Origin of the sequence: Serratia sp. T13T92 (assembly GCF_047530105.1) — a bacterium.
GTDB classification, from domain to species: domain Bacteria; phylum Pseudomonadota; class Gammaproteobacteria; order Enterobacterales; family Enterobacteriaceae; genus Chania; species Chania fonticola.
On record NZ_JBLJAK010000005.1, the window covers coordinates 243291 to 254660 of the forward strand.

Sequence of the window (11370 nt, forward strand, 5' to 3'; positions counted from 1 at the left end):
TCCCGGGTTAATCATGAGCACTATCCAACAGAATCTGCAGGATGTCAGGAGCCGTATTGCAGCGGCCGCTCAAGACTGCGCACGCATTCCAGAAGAAGTGACATTGCTTGCAGTCAGCAAAACCAAACCTGCGGAGGCGATCGCACAAGCCATCGCCGCAGGCCAGCACGCGTTCGGCGAGAATTACGTGCAGGAAGGGGTAGACAAGATCCAGTATTTTGCTCAGCGGCCGGAAGGGGCTGGATTGGAATGGCACTTTATCGGCCCGCTGCAATCCAATAAAAGCAGGCTGGTGGCAGAGCACTTTGCCTGGTGCCACACCGTTGACCGCATGCGTATTGCCCTGCGCCTGAGCGATCAGCGCCCCGCAGAAATGCCGCCATTAAACGTGCTGATCCAGATAAATATCAGTGACGAGCAGAGTAAATCTGGCATTGTATTGAGTGAGCTGCCTGCGCTGGCCGAGGCGGTCGCCGCATTGCCTAACCTGTGCTTGCGTGGGCTGATGGCCATCCCGGCCCCGGAACACGACTATCAGCGCCAGTTGGCAACATTCGGCCAGATGAATGACGCTTTCCAGGAGCTCAAGCTGCGCTATCCGCAGGTGGATACGCTGTCGATGGGCATGACAGATGATATGCAGGCGGCGATCGCCGCTGGCAGCACGATGGTTCGTATCGGCACCGCAATTTTTGGCGCCCGTGACTACTCGCACACCACCGTATAACGAGGATTGGATGCAACATCGCAAAATTACCTTTATTGGTGCCGGTAATATGGCTCGCGCTATCATTGCTGGCCTGGTCGCCGGTGGCTATCCGGCCACTGCCATCAGCGTTTGTGCGCCATCGGCAAAAAACCGTGACGCCCTGGCCGCCGAATATGGCATCAACAGCAGCGCAGACAACATAAGCTGTGCACAACAGGCCGACGTCGTGGTCCTGGCAGTGAAACCGCAAATGATGGCGCAGGTTTGCTTACCTTTACAGGAACAGGTCGATTTCTCCGGTAAACTGGTGCTGTCGATCGCCGCCGGTATCCTGGTGAGCCGTTTCTATCAAATGCTCGGCGAAGGCTTGAATATCGTGCGCATCATGCCCAATACCCCTTCATTGGTCGGTAAAGGGATGAGCGGGCTGTATGCTCCCGAGCAGGTTAGCCAACAGGATCGTGATTACACCAGCGACCTCATGAGCTCGGTGGGTAAAGTCTGCTGGGTTGATGACGAAAACGGCATCAATGGCGTGATCGCCGCCGCAGGCAGTGCACCGGCCTATTTCTTCCTGTTTATGGATGCCATGCAACAGGAAGCCGAACGTATGGGATTCAGCAGCCAGGCCGCTCGCGATCTGGTGCAGCAAGCCGCTATCGGTGCTGCGGCATTAGCCGCCGCCAACCCGGAGATCTCGCTAACCACGCTACGCGAGCAGGTGACCTCCAAAGGGGGCACTACCGCCGAGGCGTTGCGGGTATTCAACGAACAGCGGTTGCCAGAGACCGTTGCCAAAGCCATGCAGGCCGCCGTTTCCCGTGCGCAGGAAATGGAAAAATCATTTTAACTATGCCCGATGAGTTTCAGGCCACCACGGTGGTCTGATAACCAAGGGGATAACCCAGAAGTTAAGGAGAAGGGTAACTTACATGCTAACGCTGACTTTCCTGGTCAAAACCGTCGTTGATATTTACGTCATGGTGCTGCTGTTGCGCATCTGGATGCAACTGACGCGCACTGACTTTTATAACCCGTTTTCGCAGTTTGTGGTGAAAATCACCCAGCCGATCGTCGGCCCTCTGCGCCGCATCGTTCCTTCGATGGGTCCGGTAGATAGCGCCTCATTGCTGTTGGCGTTCCTGCTGATGACCATCAAATATCCGCTACTGCTGCTGATCCAGAGCGGTACCCTGTCACTCAGCCTGTACAACTTGCTGTTTGGCCTGATTTCTCTGATCAAATCCGTCGGCTACCTGATCTTCTGGGTGATGATCATTCGCGCCTTGATGAGTTGGATCAGCCAGGGCCGCAGCCCGATTGATTATGTGATGTTCCAGCTTACCGAGCCATTGATGGCCCCTATCCGCCGCGTGATCCCGGCGATGGGCGGTATTGATTTCTCCGCGATGGTGGTGATCCTGATCCTGTATCTGATCAACTACCTGGGGATGGATCTGTTTGGCGAGCTCTGGTTCCTGCTGTGAGTGCAGTTACCCCGCAGCTGGACGGGCTGGTGGTCAGGCTATATATTCAGCCCAAAGCCAGCCGCGATCAGATTATTGGCCTGCATGGCGACGAGATAAAAGTCGCCATCACTGCACCGCCGGTTGATGGCCAGGCCAATGCCCATCTCATCAAGTTTATCGCCAAGCAGTTCAAGGTGGCGAAAAGCAACGTGATCATCGAGAAAGGCGAACTGGGGCGGCACAAGCAATTGCGCATCCTCAACCCGCAACAGATCCCTGAGGCCATCGCGGCGCTCATCGAATAATTTCAAGGTATCTATTATGCAAAAAATCGTTCTTGCCACCGGCAACCCCGGCAAAGTGCGTGAACTCGCCGAACTGCTGGCCGATTTCGGCTTTGACGTGGTAGCGCAAACCGAGCTTGGCGTAGACTCCGCCGAAGAAACCGGCCTGACGTTTATTGAAAACGCCATTCTCAAAGCCCGCCATGCCGCGCAGATCACCGGCCTGCCAGCGATTGCCGACGACTCTGGCCTGGCAGTCGATGTCTTGGGCGGTGCTCCGGGTATCTACTCTGCCCGCTATGCCGGTTTAGAGGCCAGCGACCAGCAGAATCTGGACAAGCTGCTGGTGACGCTGAAAGACGTGCCTGAGGGCAAGCGCGGTGCTCAATTCCATTGCGTGCTGGTCTATATGCGTCATGCAGAAGATCCAACTCCGCTGGTATTCCACGGTTGCTGGAACGGTGAGATCACTTTTGAAGCGGCCGGCGTTGGCGGCTTCGGTTACGATCCGATCTTCTATGTGCCAGAGTTGGGCTGCACCGCAGCAGAGCTGACGCGGGAAGAGAAAATTGCCATTTCTCACCGTGGCAAGGCGTTGAAGTTGATGTTGGAAGCGATGCGTAATGCCAGCTAACAGCGTACAACTGCCACCGCTCAGCCTGTACATCCATATTCCCTGGTGCGTACAAAAGTGCCCGTACTGCGATTTCAACTCGCATGCCTTGAAGGGCGAAGTACCGCACCTGGAATATGTCGATCATCTGCTGGCGGATCTGGATGCCGATTTGCCGCTCGCCAGCAGTCGTGCAATCAGCACCATCTTTATCGGTGGGGGTACGCCGAGCCTGTTGAGTGCCGAAGCCATGCAGGCACTGCTGGATGGCGTGCGGGCACGCATTCACGTCGCGGATGACGCCGAGATCACCATGGAAGCCAACCCAGGCACCGTGGAGGCCGATCGCTTCAGTGGCTACCAGCGCGCAGGGGTGAACCGCATCTCGATTGGCGTACAAAGCTTTAGCGCCGAGAAGTTAACCCGTCTGGGGCGCATTCATGGCCCCGATGAGGCCAAACGCGCGGCGCATCTGGCAACCGGCCTGGGCCTACGCAGTTTCAATCTGGACCTGATGCATGGCTTGCCGGATCAGTCACTGGAAGAAGCGCTGGACGACCTGCGCCAGGCTATCGCCCTTAATCCGCCGCATCTGTCCTGGTACCAACTCACCATCGAGCCAAATACCCTGTTCAGCTCACGCCCGCCGGTATTACCGGATGATGACGCGCTGTGGAATATCTTTGAGCAAGGGCATGAGCTGTTGAGTGCCGCCGGTTATCAGCAGTACGAGACCTCGGCCTACGCCAAACCGGGTTATCAGTGTCAGCACAACCTCAACTACTGGCGCTTTGGCGACTATCTGGGGATTGGTTGTGGCGCACACGGCAAGCTGACCTTTGCCGATGGCCGCATTCTGCGCACCGCCAAAACCAAGCATCCACGCGGCTTTATGCGGGGTGACTATCGGGACAAGCTGCATGAAGTCGAGGCGCACGATCGGCCATTCGAGTTCTTTATGAACCGTTTCCGCCTGCTGGAAGCTGCGCCACGCGCCGAGTTCGCCCAATATACCGGGCTGGATGAGAGTGTGATCCGCGCGCCATTGGACGAAGCACTGGCTAAAGGCTATCTGCTAGAGACGCCAGAGTATTGGCAGATCACCGAGCATGGCAAACTGTTCCTTAATTCGCTGTTGGAACTGTTCTTGCCGGAAGAATAACTAACCTGTAGGGGCGCCGCATGCTGCGCCCGTTTAGCTGCATGCAGCCCTCAATCTGAAAGGCTGCGCAAGAAACCCTTTGGTCAGATTTTCTGATATTCGCGTTTTAGCGTTAGCTGGCTGAGCTTGTTACGTAACAACGTAGCAGAAGATCTTTTCTGCCTTTCCTGAAGTTCATGACGAAGACCTTGTTCCGCATCAGCGTGGGAAGTCGTTGCAAGCTCAACAGTGGCAAGTGCTTGCAATAACTCTTTCTCATCTGCCCCAGCCTGAGAGCGTATGGTTTTATGGCATAATGGCATAACAAGCCCTCCCATTTGATGTGTCTTTGTAAGCCTTTAGGGAATCAGGCAAGAGCTTTCTCGGCGTTCCCTTAGGAAGACCAGTACTTTTATTGTAGCGTGGTTCACTTTTTAACCCAAGTATATAATCATATGTCTCTTCGAGAGTCACGCTGCGTCCTTTATCGGCAATTTCGCCACTGGCCGCCTGGAAGACAAAACCGCCGACATCAAAAGCCTGGTAATGCGCAAGCATGGCTAAAGCGACTTGTTCCAATACGACGCCTCCGGCAAGCCCGTGGAACTCAACGTGTCGGAAATCCCCAAAAGATTCAACATCAATATAAATGTCGAAGTAAACCTCAGACATGCCATTGCAGGGAAAAGGTGTATCTGGTGGCATATTGTAGCCAATATCCAAGAATTTCTGCTCAGTGGTTAAACTGCCAAAAACCGCTGTGTACACTCTTCCTCCAGCCACAAAAACATAGCTGTGATGAATACGATTGTCATAAACGAACTTCTTTCGTCTAAATCCGGGATCTTCAAGATACTTTTCTTCTTGTATTTCCATATACAGCCTCGAAAGAACTTCCATACTTTAAAAAACATCACCCAATCACTGATCAATCTCCGTAAATTGCTCCACAATGAATTTTTATTAATAAACCGTGAACTCACCATATCACAGGAGTCTCTGGTTGTAATACGTGGAATTTACGAGCCAAGTGGATAATCAACAATATAAAAACCGACCAAAGAATGCCCACCACCAGTAAATCACTAACAAGCTGGTTACTATTACTGGTATGAATCTTCGTTGCCTAACCCTATAAATAGAATATATGATTAACGGAAAGATAATCGCTGCAGTAAAGGGAATTCCAACATCACTGACATCATCAATATTAAAGTGCAGAATAACATCGCAGATATTTTCTATCCCCTCTTCTCCAATCGCCCATTCGTACTCTATTACTGAAAATATCATTATGTAGAAAATGCATACGAGATAATAAAGGAAGATGAGAGGGCTGAGCAGCTTGAGTACGGACTTGAAAGTATCCATGATTAAATCGCCTCGCAGAGGTCGTCGCGCTTCCCTGGCAGAAAAAAAGGTTCCGTCGAGTTAAGAGTGCAACTCTTAAAACAACGGAACCTGTTAACGTCAAACCTTAGTTCAGCGCCTTAACCAGATCCTTACGCTGGGTTTCCAGAGCCGTTACGCGCTTACACACGTCGCGACCAAAGTTCTGGAAGTCCTGCTCCTGATTATTCCATTCGTTCTTGATGGCCTGCTGTAGCCCACCCAGGTTGCCCATAATCGCCTGCAACGGGTTGCCATTGCTGTTGGCGACCTGCTTGACGCCCATTTCGTTCAGGCTGTCCTGCAATACGCCGCCCATGCTCTGCTGCACGATATTGCGGCCATCCTGCTCCACCTGAGCGATCGCCTTGTGGTGGAACGTGAGGCCATCGCTGCGGTGTTCAATAATACGGTTCATCTGCTGCTTCAACTGATCGTTGAGCGTGGTCAGGCGGTTGCGTACGTTACTGTCTGTGCCCAACTCCTGAACGATGACTTTATCCAGCGCTACCCGCGCCTTTTCCAGATGCTGCTGCGCACCCTGATCGATCCAGGGTAAGTCTTTACGCAATGCGTTCTGGTAGCTGAACGCCTTCTGGCGCTGGCTATCGTTCAGGCTCAATGCTTTGCCATCACGAGTGACATCGCCGTCGGCGGTGATTTGCAGGTTACCGCTGGCACCTACCACCTGTACGGTCTGTGGGCTGATAATCACGTCGTCCTGTGGCCTGACGCTGCACTGGTACTCGGCATGCGCCTGTGAAGCCGTTAACAACAGCAAGGCCAATCCGGTTCTCTTTAACATAGTTTCTCCTGACTCCCTTCCAACCGCATGTGCGATGGAGTTAAAAAATCGAACGGCTAATGCGTTGAGACAACAGTTCTAGTGCAGCAGTTCCCGCCAATGAGTTACCGGATGCATCCAGCTCCGGCGACCAGACGACAATCGACAGTTCATCAGGGACGATGGCGATGATACCGCCGCCCACTCCAGACTTGCCCGGCATGCCAACCCGATAGGCAAACTCGCCTGCGCCATCATACATACCGCTGGTCATCATCAAGGCGTTAATCTGCCGGGCTTGCAAGGGGCTGATCACCTCTTCGCCATCAAGCGTCCGGCCCTGGTTAGCCAGGTAGACAAAGCTGCGTGCCAGCTCAATGCAGCTCATACGTAACGCGCAGTAGTGAAAATAGGTTTGCAGCACGGTCAGCACGTCATTGTCGAAGTTACCGAACGACTTCATCAGATAGGCAATGGCGGCATTGCGGTCGGAATGCTCAAATTCAGAGCGCGCCACGCGGGTGTCATAGGATAGATCATCAACGCCTGCCAGTTGGCGCACCACTTCCAGCATCCGCTGCTTGGGAGCACTAAGCCGGGTTTGCAGCATATCGCATACCACCAGCGCTCCGGGGTTGATAAACGGATTGCGCGGTTTGCCCTGCTCCATCTCCAACTGCAGCAACGAATTAAACGGCAGGCCAGAGGGCTCTTTCCCCACCCGCTGCCAGATTTCACCTTCCTGATAACGCGTTAGCGCCAGCGTCAGGCTCAATACCTTGGAGATCGACTGGATCGAAAAGCGCTCCGTCGCGTCCCCGGCCTGAAACAGCTCACCGTCAACGGTACAGACGGCGATCGCCAGCCGATCGGCAGCGACTTCTGCCAAAGCGGGAATATAGTCTGCAACCTTACCTTGCCCAATCAACGGGCGTACCTGTTGCAGGATCTCCTCCAGCAACGCGTTATCTAATGTTGTTACCACCGCGCTCACTACTCCAGAAAGGACACCAGATAAAACAAAGGTGCCATTAAGGCACCTTCGGCAATGCTAATCGGACGGGATCAATCCCACCAGATGTCGAACAGATCGCTGGTTTTCACATCGTTCAGCTTACGTGCTTCCAGCCAGTTTTTGATCAGCTCACGGTGTTCGTCGGTGCAATGACCAATCGTCTGCAGGCAGATCAAACCTTCCCACTGCAGATAGCCACTGCCGTCAAACGCCAGGCCGTTCGGCTCGATCACTTCCTCGATAAACGCGTCCAGGGTGCTGTCGATATCTTCAACGGCAGTCCCTTCAGCAAAACGCCAGGCTACAGAGAAGCCCAGTTCCTGAAACTCTTCGATATGCAACTTTTTACGTAAACGACGACTACGGTTCTTAGCCATTATTCCATCCTCTCAAACATCAAATCCCAAACGCCATGTCCCAGACGCTGGCCACGTAATTCAAATTTTGTCAGCGGACGCGAGTCCGGACGCGGTACGTAATCATTACTCTCGGAGAGATTACGGTAGCCTGCGCTGCTGCTCATGACTTCCAGCATGTGTTCCGCATAGGGTTGCCAGTCGGTGGCCATATGGAATACGCCACCGACTTTTAATTTGCGCAGCACCAGTTCAACAAACGGCGTCTGTACGATGCGGCGTTTGTTGTGGCGCGCCTTGTGCCAAGGATCCGGGAAGAACAGCTGCACCATATCCAGTGAAGCGTCCGGGATCATATTCTGCAAAACTTCTACCGCATCGTGGCACATCACCCGCAGGTTGGCCAACTCCGCCTCATGGGCATCGGCCAGACAGGCACCCACGCCCGGCGAGTGAACCTCGATCCCCAGGAAGTTCTGCTGCGGATTATTGCCCGCCATGGTGACCAGCGATGCCCCCATGCCAAAACCAATCTCCAGCACGGTTGGCGCTTCACGACCAAACAGCGCGGCGATATCGACAGGTTCAGCCTGATATTCCACGCCCATCACCGGCCAATAGTTGTCCAGCGCCTGCTGCTGGCCTTTGGTCAACCGCCCCTGGCGGCGAACAAAACTGCGGATACGGCGCATCGCGCGGCCGTTCTCATCAAATTCTGGGGAGATGACGTCATTAATCATAGTGCTTTCTGTCTATTTGGCTGCCAATTAGGGGAACGCGCATTATGCAAAGATACCTTGCTTTAGCAAGCGTTCATCATCATACCGGATGTGCTACTGCGGAAAGTTCCGGTTTACAGCACCATCACTCTATGCTGCAATCGCGCATCATTATTTATCTGCCGGATAGCGAACTCGCTCATGATGCAAGCACAACAGTTCTCGCACGTAGTGCTTGACTGGTACCAACGCTATGGCCGCAAAACGCTGCCGTGGCAACTCGATAAAACGCCTTATCAAGTATGGCTCTCTGAGGTGATGCTGCAACAAACTCAGGTTGCCACCGTTATTCCTTATTTTCAGCGCTTTATGGCACACTTTCCGAACGTGAGAGCCTTGGCCGAAGCGCCGCAGGATGAAGTCCTGCATCTGTGGACCGGGCTTGGCTATTATGCCCGCGCCAGAAACCTGCATAAAGCGGCGCAGACCATTGTCGCACAGCACGGCGGTGAGTTCCCGACAACCTTTGAAGAAATTGTCGCGCTGCCTGGCGTAGGCCGTTCAACCGCCGGTGCCATTCTCTCTCTGTCCCAGGGGCAGCACTATCCGATCCTCGACGGTAACGTCAAGCGCGTACTGGCCCGTTGCTATGCCATAGCTGGCTGGCCGGGCAAAAAAGAGGTGGAAAATCGCCTGTGGGAGATCAGCGAAGAGGTCACTCCAGCAAAAGGGGTTGGCCAGTTCAATCAGGCGATGATGGATCTGGGAGCGATGGTCTGCACCCGTAGCAAACCCAAATGTGAGCTATGCCCGCTCAATGTCGGCTGCATCGCCAACGGCAACAGCAGCTGGGCCAACTACCCGGGCAAAAAACCCAAGCAAACCCTACCGGAAAAAACCGCCTACTTCCTGATGCTGCAACAGGGCGATGGCGTCTGGCTGGAACAGCGCCCAGGAGCTGGCCTATGGGGCGGGTTATTCTGCTTCCCGCAGTTTAGCGCGCGGATCGATCTTGAACTCTGGCTGCAACAACGCGGCCTGCAAGGTCACCGTTTAGAGCAAATGACCGCCTTCCGCCACACCTTCAGCCATTTCCATCTGGATATTGTGCCTATGTGGCTGAACATCGACAAAGCGGGTAGCGCCATGGATGCGGGTTCCGGTCTCTGGTATAACTTAACGCAGCCCCCTTCGGTCGGGCTGGCCGCGCCGGTTGAGCGCCTGCTACAGCAGTTGGCCAAACAGTCCCCGACCCAACCCGGTTTATTTGGCAACAGCGCCATTGACGAGGAATTAGCATGAGCAGAACCATTTTTTGTACCTTCCTGCAGCGTGACGCCGATGGGCAAGACTTCCAGCTCTATCCAGGGGAAGTCGGCAAGCGCATCTACAACGAAATCTCCAAGGAAGCCTGGGGAGAATGGATGAAGAAGCAAACCATGCTGATCAACGAGAAAAAGCTCAACATGATGAACGTGGATGACCGCAAACTGCTGGAACAAGAGATGGTCCGCTTCCTGTTCGAAGGGCATGAGGTCCACATCGAAGGCTATACGCCACCGAGCGAATAAGATTTTCCGGGCCAGCGCTGGCCCTTTCCCCCTGTTTAATTCTTCGCGTATACGGCTTTAACAAGATGAAGAAAATATTAGCTTTGCTAGTGATAGCGCCTTTGCTGATCTCCTGTTCCGGCAAAAAAAACGACGTGGTCACGGAAGCCTATGTCAAAGACACCAACGCCTTTGATATTTTGATGGGCCAATTTGCCCACAATATCGAGAACATCTGGGGGCTGAGCGAAGTTCTGATCGCCGGGCCAAAGGACTACGTCAAATATACCGACCAATATCAGACCCGTAGCCACATCAACTTTGATTCGGGCACCATCACTATCGAAACCATCGCCACCACCGATCCTGCTGCTCATCTGCGCCAGGCGGTGATCAGCACCCTGTTGATGGGCGACGATCCAGGCTCGATCGACCTCTATTCCGACGCCAATGATATCCAGATCAGCAAAGAGCCGTTCCTGTACGGCCAGGTGCTGGATAACAAGGGCCAACCCATCCGCTGGGAATGGCGAGCGGCGCACTTCGCCGACTACCTGCTGCAAAACAAGCTAAAGAGGCGCACCTCAGGCCTGCACGTGATCTACTCGGTGACTATGCAACTGGTGCCTAACCACCTGGATAAACGTGCACATAAATATCTGCCGATGGTTCGCCAGGCGTCTGAGAAATACGGCGTCGAAGAGTCGCTGATCCTGGCAATTATGCAGACCGAATCCAGCTTTAACCCGTATGCGGTAAGTGGTTCCGACGCGCTGGGCCTGATGCAGGTCGTGCAGCATACCGCTGGTAAAGACGTGTTCCAGAGCAAAGGTAAATGGGGTACGCCAAGCCGTAGTTACCTGTTTGATCCGGAGAACAACATCGATACCGGTACCGCCTATCTGGCCATCTTGCAGAACAACTACCTGGGCGGCATTCAGAACCCGACCTCACGCCGTTATGCGGTGATCACCGCATACAACGGTGGGGCTGGCAGCGTGCTGCGGGTGTTCAATAGTGACAAGGCCAAGGCGGTAACCATCATCAACAGCATGCAGCCTGGTGATATTTATCAGACTTTGACCACCAAGCATCCGGCGGGTGAATCGCGCCGTTATCTGGTGAAGGTTAACAACGCGCAGAAAAACTACCGGCGGAAGTAATCGCTGGTGGGAAAATACGGGGCTGGGGGGAGACATGTTTCCCCTCACCCTAACCCTCTCCCACAGGGCTGAGGAATCCCCAGAAAAAAATGAAAGGCACGATGAAGTGTGATCTACTGGTTGCGCTAACAAAACAGAAGAGACCTCATCGTGCCTTTACAAACAGTTTGCCAGAAAT

At 53.8% G+C, this 11370-nt stretch carries 15 protein-coding genes; 9 read left to right on the plus strand and 6 right to left on the minus strand.

Annotation, left to right across the window (positions count from 1 at the left end):
- Nucleotides 1–13 precede the first annotated feature (13 nt).
- From ACMV5I_RS08415 to hemW, 6 genes are all read left to right on the plus strand, one after another.
- The gene (locus ACMV5I_RS08415; RefSeq protein ID WP_414824114.1) at nucleotides 14–727 is read left to right on the plus strand and encodes a YggS family pyridoxal phosphate-dependent enzyme; all 714 of its coding nucleotides are present in this window, start codon (nucleotides 14–16) and stop codon (nucleotides 725–727) included.
- A 10-nt stretch (nucleotides 728–737) separates the two neighbouring features.
- A complete protein-coding gene (proC, locus tag ACMV5I_RS08420) occupies nucleotides 738–1559 on the plus strand; it encodes a pyrroline-5-carboxylate reductase (RefSeq protein WP_024484042.1) in 822 nt (273 codons plus the stop codon).
- Nucleotides 1560–1641: 82 nt separating this feature from the next.
- A complete protein-coding gene (locus ACMV5I_RS08425) occupies nucleotides 1642–2196 on the plus strand; it encodes a YggT family protein (RefSeq protein WP_021179666.1) in 555 nt (184 codons plus the stop codon).
- Nucleotides 2193–2483 (plus strand): DUF167 family protein YggU, encoded by a 291-nt coding sequence (gene yggU, locus ACMV5I_RS08430; protein ID WP_024484043.1) that lies wholly within the window; start codon nucleotides 2193–2195, stop codon nucleotides 2481–2483. Before ACMV5I_RS08425 ends, yggU begins: the two co-directional genes overlap by 4 nt.
- Before the next feature lie 16 nt (nucleotides 2484–2499).
- Nucleotides 2500–3096, plus strand: a complete 597-nt coding sequence (gene rdgB / locus ACMV5I_RS08435) for an RdgB/HAM1 family non-canonical purine NTP pyrophosphatase (protein ID WP_024484044.1) — start codon at nucleotides 2500–2502, stop codon at nucleotides 3094–3096.
- Nucleotides 3086–4237, plus strand: coding sequence for a radical SAM family heme chaperone HemW (gene hemW, locus ACMV5I_RS08440; protein ID WP_202810884.1), 1152 nt, complete (start codon nucleotides 3086–3088; stop codon nucleotides 4235–4237). The genes rdgB and hemW overlap by 11 nt, the downstream gene beginning before the upstream one ends.
- Nucleotides 4238–4522: 285 nt before the next feature.
- Here the strand turns inward: hemW and ACMV5I_RS08445 are convergent, their stop codons facing one another.
- The 6 genes from ACMV5I_RS08445 to trmB all read right to left on the minus strand — a co-directional run bounded on the left by ACMV5I_RS08445 (nucleotide 4523) and on the right by trmB (nucleotide 8500).
- Complete coding sequence (locus ACMV5I_RS08445; protein ID WP_141132951.1) at nucleotides 4523–5092, minus strand: hypothetical protein; 570 nt, start codon at nucleotides 5090–5092, stop codon at nucleotides 4523–4525.
- 162 nt (nucleotides 5093–5254) lie between these two features.
- Nucleotides 5255–5587, minus strand: a complete 333-nt coding sequence (locus tag ACMV5I_RS08450) for a DUF2645 family protein (protein WP_141132952.1) — start codon at nucleotides 5585–5587, stop codon at nucleotides 5255–5257.
- A gap of 106 nt (nucleotides 5588–5693) precedes the next feature.
- The gene (locus ACMV5I_RS08455) at nucleotides 5694–6410 is read right to left on the minus strand and encodes a DUF2884 domain-containing protein (RefSeq protein ID WP_024484045.1); all 717 of its coding nucleotides are present in this window, start codon (nucleotides 6408–6410) and stop codon (nucleotides 5694–5696) included.
- Between the two features lie 40 nt (nucleotides 6411–6450).
- Nucleotides 6451–7374, minus strand: a complete 924-nt coding sequence (gene glsB, locus ACMV5I_RS08460; protein WP_024484046.1) for a glutaminase B — start codon at nucleotides 7372–7374, stop codon at nucleotides 6451–6453.
- Nucleotides 7375–7454: 80 nt separating this feature from the next.
- Nucleotides 7455–7781 (minus strand): YggL family protein, encoded by a 327-nt coding sequence (locus ACMV5I_RS08465; RefSeq protein ID WP_021806298.1) that lies wholly within the window; start codon nucleotides 7779–7781, stop codon nucleotides 7455–7457.
- A complete protein-coding gene (gene trmB / locus ACMV5I_RS08470) occupies nucleotides 7781–8500 on the minus strand; it encodes a tRNA (guanosine(46)-N7)-methyltransferase TrmB (RefSeq protein ID WP_414824116.1) in 720 nt (239 codons plus the stop codon). The genes ACMV5I_RS08465 and trmB overlap by 1 nt, the downstream gene beginning before the upstream one ends.
- A gap of 180 nt (nucleotides 8501–8680) precedes the next feature.
- On the opposite strand from trmB, the gene mutY reads away from it, so the two are divergent.
- From mutY to mltC, 3 genes are all read left to right on the plus strand, one after another.
- Nucleotides 8681–9781, plus strand: coding sequence for an A/G-specific adenine glycosylase (mutY, locus tag ACMV5I_RS08475; RefSeq protein WP_414824117.1), 1101 nt, complete (start codon nucleotides 8681–8683; stop codon nucleotides 9779–9781).
- Nucleotides 9778–10050 carry an oxidative damage protection protein gene (locus ACMV5I_RS08480; protein WP_024484083.1) on the plus strand — a complete coding sequence of 91 codons (273 nt, stop codon included), beginning with the start codon at nucleotides 9778–9780 and terminating at the stop codon, nucleotides 10048–10050. The genes mutY and ACMV5I_RS08480 overlap by 4 nt, the downstream gene beginning before the upstream one ends.
- A 65-nt stretch (nucleotides 10051–10115) precedes the next feature.
- Nucleotides 10116–11192, plus strand: coding sequence for a membrane-bound lytic murein transglycosylase MltC (gene mltC, locus ACMV5I_RS08485; protein ID WP_024484084.1), 1077 nt, complete (start codon nucleotides 10116–10118; stop codon nucleotides 11190–11192).
- The last annotated feature ends 178 nt before the right edge of the window (nucleotides 11193–11370 follow it).